A 20,094-nucleotide genomic window follows, 5' to 3' on the forward strand; every position below is an offset into this window, starting at 1 on the left:
ATCAGGAATGCCCATTCGCGATTTCCGGCACCAGAATGTCACGTTTGCCAACCTTGTTGGCTTGCGAAACAACGCCGTTATCCTCCATCTGCTCAACCAGCCGCGCGGCCTTGTTATAGCCGATGGCCAGTTTGCGCTGGATATAGCTGGTCGAACATTTCCGGTCACGCGCGACGATGCCAACCGCTTGATCGTAGAGGGCGTCCTCGGATCCGGTATTGCCGCCGAGGCCCAGGACAAGGTCAATATCGCTTTCCGCCTCATCATCGGGACCGTCCACCACGCCCGAGACGTATTCGGGGGCACCCAGCGCCTTGAGGTGATTGACGACGTCCTCGACCTCCTCATCAGAAACGAAGGGTCCGTGAACCCGTGTCACCCGACCGCCGCCGGCCATGTAGAGCATGTCGCCCATGCCCAGCAACTGCTCGGCACCCATCTCTCCCAAAATGGTGCGGGAATCGATCTTCGATGTGACCTGAAAGGAAATCCGCGTCGGAAAGTTCGCCTTGATCGTACCGGTGATAACATCCACCGATGGACGCTGCGTCGCCATGATCAGGTGGATACCCGACGCCCGCGCCATCTGCGCAAGGCGTTGAATACACGCCTCGATTTCCTTGCCAGCCACCATCATCAGATCGGCCATCTCATCCACGATGACGACGATGAACGGCATCTTTTCGGGGGCGAACTCCTCCGTCTCGAAGATCGGCTCACCGGTATCCTCATCAAATCCGGTCTGCACGGTGCGTGAGAAGTTCTCACCCTTTGCCAGCGCATCCGCCACCTTGCTGTTGTAGCCGTCGATGTTGCGAACGCCCATCTTGGACATCTTGCGATAGCGCTCCTCCATCTCCGCCACGGTCCATTTCAGGGCCACGACAGCCTTTTTCGGATCGGTAACGACCGGGCTGAGCAGATGGGGAATGCCATCATAGACGCTGAGTTCCAGCATCTTGGGGTCGATCATGATCATCCGGCAATCCTCCGGCCCCAGACGATAGAGCAGGCTGAGGATCATGGTGTTGATCGCGACGGACTTGCCCGATCCCGTGGTTCCCGCGATCAGCAAATGCGGCATACGGGCGAGGTTCGCGACAATCGGGTCGCCGCCGATATCCTTGCCCAGCGCCAGCGGCAGCTTGTGCTTGCTGTCACCATAGGACGCGGCGGACAGGATCTCACGCAGCAGGACCTTTTCCCTGTTTTCATTGGGCAATTCGATGCCGATGATGCTGCGGCCCGGCACGGTGGAGACTCGCGCCGCCAAGGCAGACATCGATCGCGCGATGTCATCGGCAAGTCCGATGACCCGCGACGCCTTGAGGCCCGGTGCCGGTTCCAGCTCGTACATCGTGACGACAGGCCCGGGTTTGACCGACACGATCTCACCCCGAATGCCGTAATCGTCCAGCACGCTTTCCAGCATGCGGGCGTTCTGCTCCAGCGCCTCATCGCTGAGATGTGTCCTGACGATGCCTGCGGTGCTTTCCAGCAAGGACAGCGCCGGTCGGTCATAGGCTTCGACCTCACCCTCGGGCTCGAAGCCTAGGCGGGGTTGCTCCTCCTCCTGCGCGGTACGGCTTTTGACGGTCGGCTTGACCGGCTTGTGCTGCACGACAGGGCGGAAGGTCGGGTCGGTGCGGGCGGGCGCGACCGCCTCTTCGATCACCTGATCATATTCGTCCATTTCACCGTCCGCGTCTTCATCCTGGGTGGCGCGCAAACGCTGCATCAGGTTCGCCGTATCGGGGCGCGCGGCTGGCTGGTCCTCGCGCGCACCGGCGTCGAAACCGGGTTCGGCGCGGCGGGTCTTAACCGGTTCTGCGACCGCCTCCCTTTCCGGGCGGGCCAGACGACTGCGCTGCGCCCAGATCAAGCCACCCACCGCGACGACCCCGTCCAGCACGGATCGCAACCCGGTCCGCAGGAACCTCACGACACTTTGCCATTCCCCACGATCGACACCCAGCGCAATCGAGCCCAGCACGATCAACGCAATGCCCAGCGCCACGGCAAGGACAGGAACCGCCAGCGTCATCGACAGCGGCATGACGGCCAGCGCCAGTGCCCCGATGCCATCACCGAATTGCCCGCCCAGACCGTAATCAGGCAACCAGCGCACCGGCGGCAAGTGCATCGCGGCAAACACCGCCGTCAGCGCGATCACCGGCAACAGCAGCATGATCCCCGGAACGAACCTGCCCTCGCCACGCCTGAAGGTGAGGCGACAACCCCAGACCCCGAGGCTGACCGGCAGCGCCCAGGCGGCCCACCCGATCGCGCGCATCAGCACTTCGGAAATGCTGGCACCGACATGGCCCAGCGCGTTTTGCGGGGCACGGTCCACCGAGTTGAAAAAGCTGGGATCGTCCGGCGTCCACGTCCACAGCATCGCGCAGATGAGCAGCGCCAGAACGATCAGAACCAGCCCGAGCGCGCGCCCCGCCCCCTGCCCCAACGCGGCCTGCAAGCCCGAGGGGATGAAGGGATCGCGTGTGCGGTTCGACGTAAAATAGGTCATGTCGCTGCTCCTCGTTCGCTCTCGATCTGTGCGCGGATCGCCTGCAAGCCACGCGCGACGTCCTGTTTGGGCGCGACCAGCGCCACCCGGATGTAGCCCGCACCCGGATTGCCACCGCCCAGCCGCAGATCGGTATCGCGGCTGAGATACGAGCCGGGCAGAACCTTCACCCCGTCCTCGCGCCACAGCCTTACGGTCATTTCCTCATCATCACGCACCGCGATCCACAGGAAGAACCCCGCCTGCGGTGATGTATAGCCCGGCATGTCCGCCAGAATGCGGTCCGCCAGATCGAATTTCTCGGCATACAAGGCGCGGTTTGCGTCAACATGCGCCTCATCCGCCCAGACCGCCGCCGCCGCCATCTGCGCCGGGATCGGCAGGGGCGCCCCGGCATAGGAGCGGAGCTGCTTCATCGCCGCGATGGTGCGCGGCCCGCCAGCGCAGAACCCGGATCGCAGGCCCGGCAGGTTCGACCTCTTCGACAGGCTGTGGAATGCCATGACCCGCTCGGGGTCGTGATCCAGCGCCACGCTCAGGGCACCAACGGGCGGTGCATCGCGGTAGATTTCTGAATAGCATTCATCCGCGAAGATGCGGAAATCATGTTCCTCCGCCAGGTTCAGCAAATCGTTCCAATAGGACTCATCCGCGACCGCCCCTTGCGGATTGGCCGGTGAGCACATGTAGACTGCCGCCGTCCGCTCCAGCAAATCCCGGGGCACGGCTGCGAAATCCGGCAGGAAGCCATTGTCGGCGGTGGCGGGAACATAGACGGGCTGCGCCCCGGCGGTCATCGCGGACACCGCGTAGCATTGATAGAAGGGATTGGGCAGCAACACGACAGGCCGCGCGCCGTTCTTGGTTTCCGGCACCAGCGCGATACAGGCCGCGAACAGCCCCTCGCGCGTACCGTTCAGGGGCAGGACATGCCGATCCGCGTCCAGTTCCACCTGATAGCGGCGCGACACCCAATCGCAGATGGCGCTGCGCAGGGCCGGCACCCCCTCGTTCGGCGGATATTTCGCAAAGCCGGCGGTGTTTTGCGCCAGCACTTCGTCCAACATCGGCGGCAAAGGATGCATCGGCTCCCCGATCGACATCGGCAAAGGCTCGCCCCCGGGCGAAACCGGGTCGAGCAGCGCGCGCAGGCGCGGGAAAGCATATTCCGGCAAATCGGAAAACCGCTGGGGATACTGCATATGTGCCTCGTGACCGGGATCATTGCGCCCCGTTTCACCTTCCACCATAGCCCCGAACACGCCCCCCGGTCCAGTCCGACGCGCAGGGCCTCGTTTTCACTTTCCCGAAATATCCCCGCCGGAGGCAGCGCCTCCTACAAAGGGCGCCCCCGCATCAGACGGGGCAGATCGCCGCCAAGCCCGGCTGCCTCACGCATGAAGCCCCGGCGCAGGGGCGCGGTCGCGTTTACCGCACCCAGCCCGAGATCGCGCAAACCGCGCAGCAGCGTGTTGTCATTGGAGAACAGACGGTTCAGCCCGTCGGTGGCCATTGCCAGACCCGCTGTGTCGAACCGCCGCCACCGGGCATAACGCTCCAGCACCGGGCCACGCGCCCAGTCCTCGCCGCGTCTTTTGGCGTCGGTCAGCACCTCGGCCAGGGTCGCCACGTCGCGCAGGCCCAGATTCAGCCCCTGCCCGGCCAGCGGATGAATCCCATGCGCGGCATCCCCGACCAGCACCACACGCTCCGCCGTCCAGTGCTCGGCCAGGCTCAGCCCCAGCGGATAGGCGTAACGCGCGCCTGATAGTTGGACATCGCCCAGAAAATCACCGAAACGCGGCGCGAGGGCGGCCAGATAGTTGTCATCGTCCAGCGCCTGTATTGCTTGCGCCAGCTCTGTGCTTTCCGTCCAGACGATGGACACGCGGTTGCCGCGCAGGGGCAGGATCGCCAGCGGCCCCTGGGCGAAGAACATCTGATGCGCCACCCCGTCATGAGGGCGCTCATGCTCCAGCGCGCAGACCAGACTGGTCTGATGGTAATCCGTCTGCATTCGCCGGATCCCCGCGCGGCTGGCCGTATCGGACCCGCGACCGTCGCACCCGACAATCAGCTTGCAGGTCAGAACCGTGCCATCCTCCAACGTCAGGGCGGCGCCCCGGGCATCGGTCTGCTGTGCGACGACGCGGGCCGGGGCGCGCATCTCGATCCGGTCGTCGGCCTGAACCGCCGCGATCAGGGCGGCACGCAAGTGTCGATCCTCGACCATCACGCCGAAGGGGCCCTCCTCCAGCTCATGATGGTCGAAATGCACGTGGTGCGCCGTCGCGCCAAACCCGGCGCGTCCGTCCGCGACCACGATATCCTCGATCGGTTGCGCCATGTCGGCCAGACCGTCCCACAGGTCCAGCGCCCGCAGCAGGTTCTTCGAACCGAGCGCGAGAGCATAGGACCGCCCGTCGAAATCGGGATCGGTGTGCACCTCGACCGGAACGGCATCCAGCACGGTCACGTGGAATCCCGCACGGCTCAGCGCTAAGGCGAGGAGAGGGCCATTCAGGCCGCCGCCGACGATGGCGATATCTGTATCTTTTTCCATGTCCGTTTATCTAGGGCGCGCGCATGGGAATTGTCCATCGTGTGCGCTCTCGATAGCGTGCGACAAAGCGATCCGGAGATGCCCATGACGAACGACCTGACTTTTCGCCCCGCCTGTGACCTTGGCCGGGACATCGACGCGGGAACGCTCGATCCGCGCGATGTGGCGGAGGCTTTTCTGGAGGCTATCGCCACCCATCCCGACACGGATCGGATCTATACATGTACCACGCCACAGCGCGCGCGGGCGGAGGCGGAGGCCGCACACAGGCGGGCGCGCAGCGGCACCCGCAGGGGGCCGCTCGACGGGGTTCCGATCTCATGGAAGGACTTGATCGACAGCGCCGGAGCCCCAACCGAGGCCGGAACCGCCCTGATGAAGGACCGCATTCCGGCGCATGACGCGGACGTGCTGCGCGCGGCGACGCTGGGCGGCTCGATCTGTCTGGGCAAGACGCATCTGACGGAACTCGCCTTTGCCGGGCTGGGCTACAACCCGATCACGGCAACGCCGCCCAATATCCACGATCCCGCGCTGGCGCCGGGGGGATCGTCATCGGGGGCGGCGGCCTCTGTCGCGTTCGGGCTGGCGGCTGCGGGCATCGGATCGGATACCGGCGGATCGGTGCGGGTGCCCGCGGCGTGGAACGATCTGGTCGGGCTGAAGACGACGGCACCGCGCGTGTCGCTGCGCGGTGTGGTTCCATTGGCGACCTTCTTCGATTCCATCGGCCCATTGTGCCGAACGGTCGAGGACGCAGCGGCCACCCTCGCCCTGATCGAGGGGGGCAAGCCCGTCGATCTGAAGGCGTGCGAGGTGCGCGGCAAACGGTTTCTGGTGTTGGAGACATCCGCCCTGGAAGAGATCGACGATGCGCCGCTGGCCGCGTTCGAGGATGCCGTGGACCGCATCGCCACGGCAGGGGCCAGCATCGTGCGCGGCAGGATCGACGCGGTGGCCCGCGCGATGCCGCTCTCGGCCAAACTGTTCGCCCCCGAAGCCTACGCCATTCAGGGTGAATTGATCGAAAGCGCGCCGGAGGTGATGTTCGCCGAGGTGCGCGAGCGTTTTCGCGCCGGGGCGGATGTCAGCGCGGTGGAGTATCTGCGCGCCCGGACCACCCTGACCGCATTGCGGGCCGAGTATGCCGCCGCGACGGCCACCTATGATGCTGTCCTGATCCCCAGCGCGCCCATCCTGCCCCCCGACATCGCGCGGCTGGCCAGCGACGGCGCATATTACAGGGCGCAGAACCTTATGGCGCTGCGCAACACGCGGATCGCCAACCTGATGGGACTGGCGGCGTTGCAATTGCCCACGGCCACGCCGATGTGCGGCATCACCGCCATGCGCGGCCCCTTGCAGGAGGAGGCCCTGCTGCGCATCGGTGCGGGAATGGAGCGTGCGCTCGCGGTGATATAGGCGCGGCGGCTGCGAACGTTTCCCTACAGCAGACGCCCCCCCTACAGCGAAAGTTCCATGTCCTGATGCTCCAGCCCGGCCTCCATGTAGCGCGGACCGACCGGCTCAAACCCGGCGCGGGCGTAGAGTGTGATCGCGGCGATCTGCGAGCCGAGCTTGGCGCGACGCACCTGCGGCATTTCGGCCAGTTCCGCCAGCATCACCTCCAGCATCCGTCCGCCAAGCCCGCTGCCGCGCATCGCGGGCAAAACGCAGACCCGCCCGATCTTGGCCACCTCATCGCGGATCAGGATCCGGGCCGCCCCCACAGGCTGCCCCCCGATCCGGGCGAGGATGTGCAGACATTCCGCATCCATGCCGTCCAGCTCATCCGCGGGGCTGACGCCCTGTTCACGCACGAAAACCTCATGCCGCAGGGCAAGACAGGCGGACAGGTCGTCTTCGTCCGTCACGAATCGAATGATCTCGGTCATGGGTCGCTCACTCCTTGCGAGACGGAATCATCCCCGTCATCGCGCGTTGCAGGATGTTCGTGACCGACGGTTTGCGCAAGGCTTCGAAGGGAAGCGGCCGGCAGACATCCATCGCCGCGACCCCGACCCGTGCGGTCAGGGCACCGTTGACCACGCCCTCACCGAACCGGCGCGACAATTTCGACAGCAGGCCGCCGCCCGCGACCGCGCCGATCATATCGTCGCCCACGGCCACAGCGCCGGTGGCGATCAGATGCGCGGCCACCGTCTTGAACAGGCGCCACGACCCCAGAAAACCGGCCCTGCCGCCATAGATCTCCGCAATGCGCCGGATCATCCGCAAATTCGCCGTCAGCGCCGTGGCCACGTCCGCCAGCGCCAGCGGCAGCAGCGCCGTGACCCCCGCCACGGTACGGGCCGCCACCTCGATCTCCACCCGCGCGGCGGCGTCGAGCGAGGTCAGATAGGCCCGCTCCGCCATGCTCAACAGGGCGTCGGCGTCCAGCACCTCCTCCGCGCCGCGTTTCATGTTGGCCTGTGCCTGGGCCAGTTCGGCACGCCCGGCATACAGGCTGGACAGGCTTGCCGTGACCTTCAGCGCCTCGGCCCGGTCGGCGGACAGCTTCGCCCGCTCCGCCTGCGTGCGCAGCGCATCGACACGCCCCAACCGGACCAGACCGATCAGTTCGCGCGCCACCGCCAGAACCATGCCCAGGGCCACAACCGCGATCAAACCGATGACGATGCGTCCCAGAATGACGTTGCGCGCGATCAGGTCCATCGCGAAGGACCACGCCGCGTCCCCGATCATGATCAGGACCAGCGAGGTCAACGCCGCCCAGAATATGCGGGAGAACCACGAGCTGCGCCGTGCCGCAACCTTTGTCGCGCGGACCATCGCCACGCCGCTGGCATCGGGCACGGGCGGCGCGGTGGAGGGCGTCACGTCATGCTCGGGCAAATCCTCGATAAAGACGGGGCCCCGGCGGGGCGGGTCTGGCATATCGCTCATCTCAGCCGATCTCCGATCAGGAATTCCGCGGCGCGGTCCAGCCGGATATGCGGCGGGCCGTCACCGGGCGACAGGTCGAGGCGCGGCGGCGCGAACTGCATCACCGAATAGCTGTCATCCAGCCACTTTTCCGCCCCCTTGCGCGCGGGGGCCAGCAATTGTCCCGGATCGCGTGGCAGATCGCCCGCATGCAGGGCCGCCTCCTTGCCCGTGTCCAGCAGGCGCCCGCGCACCAGATCAAGGGCTTCGCCCTGATGCTGCACCCGCTGTTCGACGGTCGCACGCAACGCGGCGATTGCCAGAGCCTCCGTCCGGGCGCCGCGAAAATCGGCACGGGTCCGGGCATCCGCGACGAGGGCGGACATGATGGCGGCCAGACGGTCGTGCTGACTGTGGTGCAGGTGGTCCGCCTTGGTCGCGGCGAACAGAACCCGCTCCACCCTGCGCCCCAGGATGGAGCTGAGCCAGGTGTTGGGTCCGGGCCGGAACGCCTGCAGGATGTCGGCCATGGATTGGCGCAGATCCTCCACCGCTTGCGGACCGGCATGGATCGCGCCCAGCGCATCCACCAGCACCACCTGCCGGTCGATGCGTGAGAAATGATCGCGAAAGAACGGTTTGACCACCAGACGTTTGTACGCCTCGAACCGCCGCTCGAATTCCCGCCCCAATGTGCCGGAGCGGTACCTGCCCGCCGGCAGCGGCGCGAAGGTCAGCGCGGGGGAGCCTTCCAGATCACCGGGCATCAGGAACCGACCGGGGGCGAAGCCGGACAGGCCTGCCCCGCGCACCGCCGCCAGATAGCCGGTAAAGGCCCGCGCCTGCGCCTGTGCCTCCCCCTCATCCAACGGGGCATCCGGCGCGGCATCGGCCAGCACGCTCAACCACGGCGCGGCAAGGGTTGCGCGGGCGGGCTGCCGCGCACCGTTCAGCACGCCTTGCGACCAATCGGCATAGCTCATCCCCATCAGCGGCAGGTCCAGCAGCCATTCGCCGGGATAGTCCACGATGTCCAGATGCACGGTGCGCGGGCCGCTCAACCCGCTGATCCAGTTGCCGCGCCGCACCTTCAGCGACAGGCGAAGCTGGCTGATCGCGCGGGTGCTGTCGGGCCAGTGCGGGTCGGGACCGCTCAGCGCCGCCAGATGCCGCTCGAAATCGAATCTGGGAATGGTGTCGTCAGGTTGCGGTTGCAGGAAGGCCACCTCGATCCGCCCATCGGCAGCGGCCTGCAATTGCGGCATCCGTCCCCGGTTCAGCAGGTTCGCGACCAGCGAGGTGATGAACACGGTCTTGCCTGCCCTGCTCAACCCCGTGACGCCCAGCCGGATCACCGGGTCGAACAGGGCCTCGCGGGTGGCGCTCTGCGCCTCCTCGACGCTGCGTAGCATTCCTCCGGTGATATCGGTCAGTCTCAAGGGATCCCTCCGCAAACGTTCGTGTGGTATATGGAGCGGATGCGGCGCGGTTGCGAGGGTCTTGGCAAAAGCGGACGCACGAGGTAGGGCCAGCGGATGCCCAGATACGCGCTTCGCATCGAATATCACGGCCTGCCATTTTCCGGCTGGCAACGTCAGGACAACGCGCCCTCCGTTCAGGCCGCGATCGAGGCTGCGCTGGCGAAATTCCTGCGAGAGGCCCCCCTGGTCACGGGCGCGGGGCGCACGGATTCAGGCGTTCATGCCCGCGCGCAGGTCGCCCATGTCGATCTGGATCGGGAGTGGGATACATATCGGTTGAGTCAGGCGATCAATCAGCATCTGCGCCCCAAGCCCATCGCCATCACCGCCGCCGCACGGGTCGCGGATGACTGGCACGCGCGGTTTTCGGCGCTCGACCGGACATATCTCTACCGTATCCTGTCGCGCCGCTCACCCGCCGCGATTGATGACGGGCTGGTCTGGCAGGTGCGTCAGCGCATGGATGAGGCCGCGATGCAGGCCGGTGCGGACCGCCTGCTGGGGCAGCACGATTTCACAACGTTCCGGTCCACCGCCTGTCAGGCCGCCAGCCCGGTCAAGACGCTGGACCGTCTGGATGTGCGCCGCGTGGGCGATGAGGTGCACCTGCATGTCAAGGCGCGGTCATTCCTGCACAATCAGGTCCGCAGCTTCGCCGGAACGCTGGAGCGGGTCGGCGCGGGCGCGTGGCGGCCCGAGGATGTGACGACCGCCCTCGAAGCACGCGACCGCACGGCCTGCGGCACGGTCGCGCCCGCCTGCGGGCTGTACCTGATGCATGTCGGCTACCCCGAGGATCCGTTCGCCACGCTGACGCCCGGCCCGACCCCCACCTATCGCAAGAGAGGCTGAAGCCCCGGCCACGCGCCCGGATCGGCCACCGATTTGTCGCGGCAGAACGGATTGCAGAACGCGATGATCCGCCCGTCGATCCGCGCCATTGCGTCGGGACGGACTGGGGCACCGGAATAGGGGCACGTCTGATTGACCGGGGTTCCGGACGCCACCGCCTCCGCCGGGATACGCTCACCCGGCCAGGGACCGCGCGACAGGTCGAGGTCATAGCCGGGCTGCACGAAATTCTCCGCCAGTCCCATCGCGCGCCACCGCCGCAACGGCCCGTGATCGAGATGCCGCTGCACATAGTCCCGCGCCCTTTCCGACACGGGCAAGCCATATGTGACAATACGGGTGGCGATGGGGGCGAAGAAAACGTCCGCGATGGAATACGTGTCGAACAGCCAGCCATCCGCGCCTGCCCACAGGCTCTCGACCCTTGCCAGATCGCGGCGGACCGCGTCGCTCGGCGCGAATCCGTCATAGACGTGGCGCAGATTCATGCCGCATGCGCCGCGCAGCGCGGTGAAGCCGGAATGCACCTCCGCCACCATCGAGCGTGCCCGTGCCCGCTGCCCGGCATCGGCAGGCCACATCTGCGGATGATCCTCGGCCAGTGTTTCGGCCATGGCCAGCGTATCCCAGACCGCGCACCCGTCTGCCGCGACCATCTGCGGCACCAGATTGCTGCCGCTGGGAACCGCACGCAGGGCGGCGGCCAGCGCGTCGGAATACATCGGGTATTGTCTGACCTTCACCGGAATGTCGAAAGCCTCGAACAGCAGCCAGCCGCGCAGCGACCAGCTGGAATAGGTCCGGTCCCCGATGATGAGAGTCCATGTCATGTCAAATCCTCCGCTACCGGGTCAGAGGGAGACTGTGCCGTGCGCTGTCCGGGGCGTCCAATCAGGTTTTGGCAGCGGACCGTTCACGGACGGTGATTGATAACATCGACCGACCAGTCCGCACCGCCGAACCAGGTCATGCGGCTCAAGGAAAGCGGCTCGATGCGAAAGGACAAGGCCGATTTCGCAGGCATCCGGGTGGCGATGCTCAACGCGGCGAGGATGACGCCCATATGCGCGACTGCGATCACCGGTCCTGTGGTCTGCTCCCGCATGACGGCGGCCACGCGGTCGCAAAGCTCATTCCAGCTTTCGCCCTGGGGCGGGCGTGTTTCGCCAGGCGTGTCCCAGAATGCCCGCGCCAGCGCCGAATCGACGGCCGGATCGTCGAAGGCCAGATCCTCCCACGCGCCGTAATGCAGTTCACGCAAGCGGGGGTCCGTCACGGGCGTCAGGCCCAGAGCGCGCGCGGTTGATCGCGCGCGGCTCAGGTCCGAGGACAGGACAGCCGCCCCTGTTGGTAGCACCGCGCGCAACCGCGCCAGTGCCACATGATCCGACAGATCGGCAGGCCTGTCCGTATGCCCGACCATGCGCGCCGCATGGGTCGGGCCATGCCGGATCCACCACCACTCGACCGATCGGGCGCTTGCCTTTTCATCATCCGACATTAGGCGGCAAATTACCCTTCAGAACCAACGGCAAGCCCGCAACGGCCAATACAGCAAGGCCCGCGCGCGCCGCTACCATCTGGTTCAATCGCCCCTGTGCGTCGCGAAATCTGCGCCCCAGAGAATTATCTGGAACCAAACCCATTCCCACGTCGTTGGAAACACAGACGACATGTGCGCGACAGGCGGACAAGGCCTCGACAAGATCGCTGCATGTCGCCTCTACGTCACGGTTCGCCAGCAGAATGTTGGACAGCCAGAGGGTCAGACAGTCAATGAGCACCACTTCGCCATCCTTTCGGGACAAGACGACCTGCTTCAGGTCCAACGGCGCCTCGATGGTATTCCAGTCCGGCCCCCTGTCCACCACGTGCTGTGCGATCCTTTCCTCCATCTCTGTATCGTATGCTTGAGCGGTGGCCACATATGTCAACGCGCCGCCGGTTCGCGCAGCATTGCGCGCCAGCCCTTCGGCCAGACGGGACTTTCCCGACCGCGCCCCGCCCAGCACGAACTGCAGATTTGTTAATATTTCCGCGCCAGACATGGCGTGCATCCCCTGCTGATCCGACCCGCCAACCGGGACGTATCACCCTTAAACAGTGCAGGACCAAACCTGCAATCGCAACAGCTGGAGAATGAGTATGGCTATGGACGATTCCATCGCACGTTCGGTAACGCGCCACGCAATGAGCGCTGAGATGCTGGATGCCGAAACCGAACTTGCCCTGGCGCGTGCCTGGCGCGATGAGGGGTGTGAGCGGTCGCTGCACCGGCTGGTCAACGCCTATATGCGCCTCGCAGTGTCCATGGCCTCCAAATATCGTCGCTACGGGGCCTCGATGCCCGACCTTATTCAGGAGGCAGGCGTCGGCCTGATGAAGGCGGCGGAGAAATTCGATCCCGAGCGGGGCGTGCGCTTCTCGACCTATGCGGTCTGGTGGATCAAGGCGTCCATTCAGGACTACGTCATGCGCAACTGGTCGATGGTGCGCACCGGCTCCACCTCCAGCCAGAAGGCGCTGTTCTTCAACCTGCGCCGCGTCAAGGCCAAGCTGGAGCGTGAGGGCCAGGGTCTGGACCCCGTATCCGGTCAGCAAATGCGTGAGATGATCGCAATCGAGGTCGGCGTTCCCCTGCGCGATGTGGAGATGATGGAGGCCCGCTTGAGCGGCTCCGACTTCTCGCTCAACGCTCAGCAAGCCGGTGACGAGGGCCGCGAATGGGTCGAAGCGCTGGAGGATGACGGCCCCCGCGCCGAGGAAACAGTCAGCGCCGATGTGGATCTGATCCGCGTTCGCGGTTGGATCGCCGATGCAATGGACGCCCTGACCACGCGTGAGCGAATGATTGTGATCGAGCGCAAGATGCGCGACGATCCGCGCACTCTGGAAAGCCTCGGCAATGAGCTGGGCCTGTCAAAGGAACGCATCCGGCAGTTGGAGGCGCAGGCCCTCAAGAAACTGCGCAAGCGGCTTGAGGCGAACAACGGCGCCTCGGTCGAGATGCTCGCCCTTGCCTGATACCCCATATTGACGCGATGATAAGGCGCTCGGTCCGACAGGCCCGGGCGCTTTGTCTGTTATGAGAGATATCCATTCCATGCCCCACGTCTTTCGCGCTCTCGCCCTCGTCCTGATCTGGGTGCTGGCCGCCTGCGCGGAACCGCCCCGCGACTTTCGCGCCGAGGCTGACGTGGTGATCGTGGGTGAGGTGCATGGCACCGCCGCCCATCACGCCTATCAGGCGCAGGTGGCACAGCAGATGCAACCGGCGGCCATCGTCTTCGAGCAGATTTCGGGATCGCAGACCGCCCGCCTGAATGGCCTGATGCGCACGCAGACCGATCCGGTCGTGATCGCGCGGGCGCTGGATTGGGAAAGCAGCGGCTGGCCCGGTTTCGGGTTCTATTATGACATCATGCGCGCGGCCCCGGACGCCCAGATCGTCGGTGGCGGCGCGGCGCGCAGCGATGTGCGGCTGGCCAGACAACAGGGCGCGGCGACGGCATTCGGCGCGCTGTCAGCCCGTTTCGGCATCGACCAGCCCCTGCCGCCGTCGCAACGCGCCGCCCGCGCACAGGCACAGACCGACGCGCATTGCGGTGCCATCCCGCCCAACGTCGCCGCTGGTTTCGTCGAGGCGCAGAGGTTTCGCGATGCCGTCCTCGCCCAAACCGTCCTGCTGGCGCGTGAGCGTGTGAACGGTGGAAAGGTCCTGCTGATTACCGGCAATGCTCATGCCCGCGTCGATTACGGTGTGCCCGCCCTGCTGACCATGGCGGACCCATCGCTGAGCGTTTTCAGCATCGGTCAGGTCGCGCCGGGGGACACGACGCCCTTCAACGACGTGCGGATCGGCTCGATCGCGCAGGATGCCGATCTTTGCGACGGGTTTGCCGCGCCCTCTTGATGCAGGTCGCGCGTGCGGATAGCTCTGACATCAGGACGGGGGTCGGCATATGAGCGTGAAACGCATACTTCTCATCATCTCGGGCGGGATCGCGGCGTATAAAAGCCTCGAACTGATCCGTCTGTTCCGCGCTGAAGGCATTGGCGTCACGCCGGTGATGACGCGGGCGGCGGAACAGTTCGTCACCCCGCTCAGCGTTGCGGCGTTGGCCGGATCCGACGTACACCGTGACCTGTGGGACCTGACGGCGGAGGCAGAGATGGGCCATATCCAGCTGTCCCGCTCCGCCGATCTGATCGTTGTAGCACCCGCCACCGCGAACCTGATGGCGAACATGGCCCACGGTGCCGCCACGGATATGGCGACCACTCTGTTGCTTGCGACGGACACGCCGGTTTTGATCGCCCCCGCGATGAACGTGCGGATGTGGACCCATTCGGCGACACAGCGCAACCTGGCAACGCTGCGCGATGATGGCATCCGCTTTGTCGGCCCGGATGAGGGCGATATGGCCTGCGGTGAATACGGCCCCGGTCGCATGGCCGAACCGCCTGCGATCTTGGCCGCTGCCAAGACGATGCTGCACGACGGACCGTTGCGGGGAAAGCGCATCCTCGTCACCTCCGGCCCCACGCATGAGCCGATTGACCCCGTGCGCTATATCGCCAACAGGTCATCCGGCGCGCAGGGTACGGCAATAGCCGAGGCCCTGTCCGCATTGGGGGCCGAGGTCGTCTTCGTCACCGGACCCGCCGACACCCCCCGCCCCATATCCGCCGAAGTGGTGGAGGTAGAGACCGCCCGCCAGATGGCCGCGGCGGTGGATGCCGCCCTGCCCTGCGACGCCGCCGTTTTCTGCGCAGCAGTCGCGGACTGGCATGTGGTCGGCGCGGGATCGTCCAAGATCAAGAAGGACGGCACCGGCGCGCCTCCCGGATTCGAGCTTGCCGAAAATCCCGACATTCTGGCAACCGTGTCGCGCGGCGACAAACGGCCCCGACTGGTGGTCGGCTTCGCCGCGGAAACCGATGATGTCGTCGCTCATGCCACTGCCAAAAGGGAACGCAAGGGCTGCGACTGGATCGTCGCCAATGACGTCAGCCCCGCCACAGGCATCATGGGCGGCACGCAGAACGCAGCGATCCTGATCACGGCCGAGGGCGCGGATCCCTGGCCCCGCATGAGCAAGACCGAGACGGCCACGACCCTCGCCGCGCGTATGGCGGAGGCACTGACATGAGCGGCCTGAAACTTGCGGTTCCCGGTCTCGATGTCCGGGTTTCACGCACGGCGGAAAGTGACCCGGAAATCCCCCTGCCCCGCTACGCGACCAAGGGTGCGGCGGGTATGGATGTCCATGCCAATTTTGGCACCAACAAACGGGGGCGCGGTGTCACCCTGATGCCCAATGGACGCGCTTTGATCCCCACCGGCCTGATGATGGAGATCCCGCGCGGCTACGAAATTCAGGTGCGTCCACGCTCCGGCCTGGCGCTGCGCCATGGGGTCACGGTTGCGAACGCGCCCGGCACCGTGGACAGCGATTATCGCGGCGAGGTCGCGGTCATCCTCATCAATCTGGGGCATGAGGTCTTCGATATCAGCCACGGCGACCGGATCGCGCAGATTGTTCTGGGCCCCGTGACGCATGTGAACTGGATCGTTACGTCCGAGTTGGAAAAGACGGAGCGCGGCAGCGGCGGCTTCGGCTCCACCGGGCGCAATGACAAGGCATGAGCGGCCTTTTCGGCACGCTGGCCAGCGGTGGATTTCTGACCCTGCTGGTGGCAGCGGCGTTCGGGTTCGGTTTCGCGCTGGTCGCCGGGCAGGGGCGCAAACGCTCCGCCATGATCGGGGGGCTGTGCGCGGTGCTGCTGGCCGCGATCCTGTCCGCCAGCCCGTTCTTTCGCGCGAACATGGCGGGGGCGATCGCGGTGCTGTTCGTTCTCGGCCTGCTCGCGCTACCGGTCATGTTCTACGCCATCGTCCTGCGCCGGATCAGGCGGCGCAACGCCCCCGCACCGAACCCGCAGCCGGCCGGTTTGCGTCTGATCGAACAGGACGACGCCCTGTTTCGTGAGACGCTGGAACACTTGCGGGATGAAAATGCACGGCAACCGGACTATTCGCGGCAAACATTCTCCATTGCGTGGCGGGATGAGGGTGGCGCGGTTCTGGCCAGCGTCAGGTGCGAAATCCTGATGGGACTGGCCGAAATGCGGGCGCTGTATGTACAACCCGAGATGCGCGACAAGGGGCTGGGCCGCCAGGTGTTGCAGGCCGCACTGGATGAGGCGAAATCCCGGGGCGCCGCACGTGCCCTGCTGCATACCTTCGACTGGCAGGTGCCTGACTTCTATCGCCATCTGGGCTGGACCCGAACGGGCGAGGTCTCCTATCCCGCCGGTCCCCGCCGTATCCAGTTCGAGAAACAATTATGAATCTGACACCGGAAGAGTTGACCCGCTATGCCCGCCACATCGTCCTGCGAGAGGTCGGCGGCCCCGGCCAGATGAAACTGCGCGCCGCGCGGGTTCTGATCGTCGGGGCGGGCGGGTTGGGCGCGCCTGCCTCCATGTATCTGGCCGCCGCCGGTGTTGGCACCATAGGGATCGTCGATGATGACACGGTGTCGCTGTCCAACCTGCAACGCCAGATCGTGCATGACACCACCACCATCGACACGCCCAAGGTCGAGAGCGCGGCTCGCACGCTCAATCGCATCAATCCCCACGTCGCGGTGGAGGGGCACGCCCAACGCCTGACACAGCAGACTGGCCCCGACATGATTGATGGCCCCGACCTTATTGACGGCTATGACCTGATCCTGGACGGCTCCGACAGTTATCAAACGCGCTATCTGGTCAACGCCCTGTGCGTTGCGGCAGGCAAGCCACTGATTTCCGCCGCGATGACGCAGTGGGAGGGGCAGGTCAGCCTGTATCATCCCGCTGCGGGAACCCCATGCTATGCCTGCGTCTTTCCACAAGCGCCCGCGGATGGCCTCGCCCCCAGCTGTGCGGAGGCCGGGATCGTCGGGGCGCTTGGCGGCATCATCGGCTCCATGATGGCGATGGAGGCGATCAAGCACATCACGGGCGCGGGGCAAACCCTGGCCGGATCGCTGCTGCTTTACGATGCGCTCTATGCGGACAGCCGCCGGATCACGATCGCCCGCGACCCGGCATGCAAGGTCTGCGGGGTCTAGCCGTTCATCCGAATGGCGGCGTTGCCGGGATCGTAGGGTGAATCCTCGACGACTTCCGCATCCCAAGTCTCGTTGAACATCCGCACCTTCAGCCTGGTCCCGACAGCAGCCAGCGCGGGATCGACATAGCCGATGCCGATGGATTTGCCGAAGGCCACGGAATAGCCGCCCGAGGTCAGACGCCCGATCACCGCGCCGTCATGCAGCAACGCCTCACGCCCCCACGGGTCCGCGTCGTTTGGCCCGTCGATCAGCACCGTAACGCATTTCGCGCGAATGCCGGTGTCGAGCATGGCCTGTTTGCCGCGAAAGTCCTTCTCCATATCGACGAAACGGTCCAGTCCGGCCTCCAACGGGGTGGCGTCGCGGCCCAGGTCGGAGCCGAAAGCGCGGTAGCTTTTTTCCTGCCGCAGCCAGTTTTGCGCGCGTGCACCGCACAGCTTCAGCCCATGTTTTTCACCCGCCTGAATCAGCAGGTCGTACAGATAGTTCTGCATCTCGATCGTGTGGTGCAGTTCCCAGCCCAGTTCCCCGGTATAGGCCACGCGGATCGCCTTGACCGGGCACATGCCCAGATCGATATTCTTGGCCGACAGCCACGGAAACGCCTTGTTCGTCAACGCATTTTCAGGGCTCGCGTCCGAGATGATTTCCTTGAGAATATCGCGGCTGGCCGGCCCTGCGAGGGCAAAGACTCCCCATTGAGTGGTCACATCCTGCACCTCGATCCAGCCGAATTCGCAGCACATCTTCGCGGCCTCCTTGACCAGATAATCGTGATCATAGGCCTGCGCCGCCCCGGCGGTGACAAGGTAATATTGGTCCTCCCCCTCACGCACGATGGTGAATTCGGTGCGGATGGTGCCCTTGTCGGTCAGACCGTAGGTCAGGTTGATCCGGCCCACGCGGGGCAGCTTGTTGCAGGTCAGCCAGTCCAGAAACCGCGTCGCCCCCGGTCCGGTGATCCGGTGCTTGGCAAAGGCGGTGGCGTCGAACAGGCCGGCGGTTTTGCGCACGGCCTTCGCCTCGGCCTCGGCATATTGCCACCAACCCCCCCGGCGAAAGGACCGCGCGGCGTGATCGTCGAACCCGGCGGGCGCGAAGTAATTCGGCCGCTCCCACCCGTTCACCTGCCCGAACTGTGCCCCGGCGGCGGCCATGCGGTCATGGCACGGGGCGGTGCGCAAGCCGCGCGCCGCGGGGCGTTCCTCATCGGGGTGGTGCAGGATATAGACGTGTTCGTAGGCTTCCTCGTTCTTCTTCGCCGCGTATTCACGGTTGACCCAGCCGCCGAACCGGCGCGGGTCGAGCGACCACATGTCGATCTCGGCCTCCCCCTCGGTGATGAGCTGGCTGAGGTAGTGCCCCGCCCCGCCCGCCGCCGTGATCCCGAACGAGAACCCTTCGGCGAACCAGAAGTTCTCCACCCCCGGCGCGGGTCCGATCAGTGGATTGCCGTCGGGCGTATAGCAGATCGGGCCGTTAAAATCGTCCTTCAGCCCGCAATTTTCCGTCGAGGGGATCCGGTGGATCATCGACATGTATTCCTGCTCGATCCGCCCCAGATCGAGCGGGAACAGATCGGCGCGAAAGCTGTCGGGAACCCCGAACTTGAAACAGGCGGGCGCATTACGCTCATAAGGGCCGAGGATCCAGCCACCACGCTCCTCACGCACGTACCACTTTGCATCGGCATCGCGCAGCACGGGGTGCTCGCCGTGGGTCCGGCGATAATCGACCAGGGCGGGGTCCTTTTCTGTCACGATGAACTGATGCTCGACGGGTATCGCGGGAATGTAGGTCCCGATCATCGCGGCGGTGCGCTGCGCGTGGTTGCCGGTGGCGGTGATGACATGCTCGCAAGTGATGTCGAAGGTTTCCTCCCCCCCGATCAGGTTGCCACCCCGGTCGAGCATCCGGCGGCAATGCACGATCCATTCGTCGCCGCGCCGGGTGAAGCCATCGACCTGCACGCGACGCATGATTTCAACGCCACGCTGGCGCGCCCCCTTGGCCATGGCCTGCGTCACGTCGGCGGGATTGATGTAGCCATCGGTGGGGTGATAGATCGCGCCCTCCAAATCCTCGGTGCGCAACAGGGGCCAGCGGTCCTTCATCTGGGCGGGGGTCAGCCATTCAAACGGCACACCGACCGATTCCGCCGTGGTGGCGTAAGTCATGTATTCGTCCATCCGCGCCGTGGACTGGGCCATGCGCAGGTTGCCGACGACCGAGAATCCGGCGTTCAGGCCGGTCTCTTCCTCCAACGTCTTGTAGAACTTGATGGAATAGTCGTGGATCCACGTCGTCGCGTAGCTCATGTTGAAATAGGGCAGCAGGCCAGCCGCGTGCCAGGTGGACCCGGCGGTGAGCTCATCGCGTTCCAGCAACAGGGTGTCGGTCCAGCCTGCCTTTGCCATGTGATAGGCGATGGAGGCACCGACCGCCCCCCCTCCGACGACGACTGCGCGTGCGTGCGTTCTCATCCCGACCGACCCCTGGCTGACTATCGTTGCCATCCTTTCTAGCTGATAAGGCACGGCGGCGAAGCGGCGCTACGACCGATAAGGGATCGATTCCGACCTGACAGGTTTGCCGCAGGGGCCTTGTCTGCCTGCCGCAACGCTACAGATAGCCAAGAACGCAACCGAAGGCTTACCCCTC

Annotated in this window: 18 protein-coding genes; 8 read left to right on the forward strand and 10 right to left on the reverse strand. The window is 65.4% G+C overall.

Annotated features, from left to right (window positions below; genetic code table 11):
- Position 1: 1 nt before the first annotated feature.
- The 3 genes from H1S03_RS10520 to H1S03_RS10530 form a co-directional block, all read right to left on the reverse strand.
- Entirely contained in the window at positions 2-2,527 is a 2,526-nt protein-coding gene (locus H1S03_RS10520) for a DNA translocase FtsK (RefSeq protein WP_185804403.1), read from the reverse strand.
- Positions 2,524-3,729: an aminotransferase class I/II-fold pyridoxal phosphate-dependent enzyme gene (locus H1S03_RS10525; RefSeq protein WP_185804404.1), complete on the reverse strand. Its 1,206-nt coding sequence runs from the start codon at positions 3,727-3,729 to the stop codon at positions 2,524-2,526. The genes H1S03_RS10520 and H1S03_RS10525 overlap by 4 nt, the downstream gene beginning before the upstream one ends.
- Before the next feature lie 134 nt (positions 3,730-3,863).
- Positions 3,864-5,090 (reverse strand): UbiH/UbiF/VisC/COQ6 family ubiquinone biosynthesis hydroxylase, encoded by a 1,227-nt coding sequence (locus H1S03_RS10530; protein WP_185804405.1) that lies wholly within the window; start codon positions 5,088-5,090, stop codon positions 3,864-3,866.
- A gap of 84 nt (positions 5,091-5,174) precedes the next feature.
- Here H1S03_RS10530 and H1S03_RS10535 point away from each other — a divergent pair, with 84 nt between their 5' ends.
- Positions 5,175-6,512 (forward strand): amidase, encoded by a 1,338-nt coding sequence (locus tag H1S03_RS10535; protein ID WP_185804406.1) that lies wholly within the window; start codon positions 5,175-5,177, stop codon positions 6,510-6,512.
- 41 nt (positions 6,513-6,553) lie between these two features.
- On the opposite strand, the gene H1S03_RS10540 is transcribed toward H1S03_RS10535, so the two are convergent.
- The 3 genes from H1S03_RS10540 to H1S03_RS10550 are packed head-to-tail and all read right to left on the reverse strand — an operon-like array spanning position 6,554 to position 9,415.
- Positions 6,554-6,985: a GNAT family N-acetyltransferase gene (locus tag H1S03_RS10540; RefSeq protein WP_185804407.1), complete on the reverse strand. Its 432-nt coding sequence runs from the start codon at positions 6,983-6,985 to the stop codon at positions 6,554-6,556.
- Positions 6,986-6,992: 7 nt separating this feature from the next.
- Positions 6,993-7,997: a YcjF family protein gene (locus H1S03_RS10545; RefSeq protein WP_185804408.1), complete on the reverse strand. Its 1,005-nt coding sequence runs from the start codon at positions 7,995-7,997 to the stop codon at positions 6,993-6,995.
- On the reverse strand, positions 7,994-9,415 hold the full coding sequence (locus H1S03_RS10550) for a YcjX family GTP-binding protein (RefSeq protein ID WP_430700902.1): 1,422 nt from the start codon (positions 9,413-9,415) through the stop codon (positions 7,994-7,996). Before H1S03_RS10550 ends, H1S03_RS10545 begins: the two co-directional genes overlap by 4 nt.
- Positions 9,416-9,511: 96 nt before the next feature.
- Between H1S03_RS10550 and truA the strand changes: the two genes are divergently transcribed.
- Positions 9,512-10,309, forward strand: coding sequence for a tRNA pseudouridine(38-40) synthase TruA (gene truA, locus H1S03_RS10555; RefSeq protein WP_185804409.1), 798 nt, complete (start codon positions 9,512-9,514; stop codon positions 10,307-10,309).
- Here truA and H1S03_RS10560 read toward each other — a convergent pair.
- The 3 genes from H1S03_RS10560 to cobU form a co-directional block, all read right to left on the reverse strand.
- A complete protein-coding gene (locus H1S03_RS10560; RefSeq protein WP_185804410.1) occupies positions 10,291-11,139 on the reverse strand; it encodes a glutathione S-transferase in 849 nt (282 codons plus the stop codon). The two genes, truA and H1S03_RS10560, sit on opposite strands and share 19 nt — an antisense overlap.
- Before the next feature lie 83 nt (positions 11,140-11,222).
- Positions 11,223-11,810 carry a histidine phosphatase family protein gene (locus tag H1S03_RS10565; RefSeq protein ID WP_185804411.1) on the reverse strand — a complete coding sequence of 196 codons (588 nt, stop codon included), beginning with the start codon at positions 11,808-11,810 and terminating at the stop codon, positions 11,223-11,225.
- A complete protein-coding gene (gene cobU, locus H1S03_RS10570) occupies positions 11,800-12,357 on the reverse strand; it encodes a bifunctional adenosylcobinamide kinase/adenosylcobinamide-phosphate guanylyltransferase (RefSeq protein ID WP_185804412.1) in 558 nt (185 codons plus the stop codon). The genes H1S03_RS10565 and cobU overlap by 11 nt, the downstream gene beginning before the upstream one ends.
- A gap of 97 nt (positions 12,358-12,454) precedes the next feature.
- Between cobU and H1S03_RS10575 the strand changes: the two genes are divergently transcribed.
- The 6 genes from H1S03_RS10575 to H1S03_RS10600 all read left to right on the forward strand — a co-directional run bounded on the left by H1S03_RS10575 (position 12,455) and on the right by H1S03_RS10600 (position 17,430).
- A complete protein-coding gene (locus H1S03_RS10575) occupies positions 12,455-13,333 on the forward strand; it encodes an RNA polymerase factor sigma-32 (RefSeq protein WP_185804413.1) in 879 nt (292 codons plus the stop codon).
- A 79-nt stretch (positions 13,334-13,412) separates the two neighbouring features.
- Positions 13,413-14,222, forward strand: coding sequence for a ChaN family lipoprotein (locus H1S03_RS10580; RefSeq protein WP_221892674.1), 810 nt, complete (start codon positions 13,413-13,415; stop codon positions 14,220-14,222).
- 49 nt (positions 14,223-14,271) lie between these two features.
- Positions 14,272-15,462 (forward strand): bifunctional phosphopantothenoylcysteine decarboxylase/phosphopantothenate--cysteine ligase CoaBC, encoded by a 1,191-nt coding sequence (gene coaBC / locus H1S03_RS10585; protein ID WP_185804415.1) that lies wholly within the window; start codon positions 14,272-14,274, stop codon positions 15,460-15,462.
- Positions 15,459-15,959, forward strand: a complete 501-nt coding sequence (dut, locus tag H1S03_RS10590) for a dUTP diphosphatase (RefSeq protein WP_185804416.1) — start codon at positions 15,459-15,461, stop codon at positions 15,957-15,959. Before coaBC ends, dut begins: the two co-directional genes overlap by 4 nt.
- Positions 15,956-16,663: a GNAT family N-acetyltransferase gene (locus H1S03_RS10595; protein ID WP_185804417.1), complete on the forward strand. Its 708-nt coding sequence runs from the start codon at positions 15,956-15,958 to the stop codon at positions 16,661-16,663. Before dut ends, H1S03_RS10595 begins: the two co-directional genes overlap by 4 nt.
- On the forward strand, positions 16,660-17,430 hold the full coding sequence (locus tag H1S03_RS10600) for a HesA/MoeB/ThiF family protein (RefSeq protein WP_185804418.1): 771 nt from the start codon (positions 16,660-16,662) through the stop codon (positions 17,428-17,430). Before H1S03_RS10595 ends, H1S03_RS10600 begins: the two co-directional genes overlap by 4 nt.
- Here H1S03_RS10600 and H1S03_RS10605 read toward each other — a convergent pair.
- Positions 17,427-19,916: a GcvT family protein gene (locus H1S03_RS10605; RefSeq protein WP_185804419.1), complete on the reverse strand. Its 2,490-nt coding sequence runs from the start codon at positions 19,914-19,916 to the stop codon at positions 17,427-17,429. The genes H1S03_RS10600 and H1S03_RS10605 overlap by 4 nt on opposite strands.
- Between the last annotated feature and the right edge of the window lie 178 nt (positions 19,917-20,094).

This window comes from Pontivivens nitratireducens (genome assembly GCF_014235845.1).
GTDB classification, from domain to species: Bacteria; Pseudomonadota; Alphaproteobacteria; order Rhodobacterales; family Rhodobacteraceae; genus Pontivivens; species Pontivivens nitratireducens.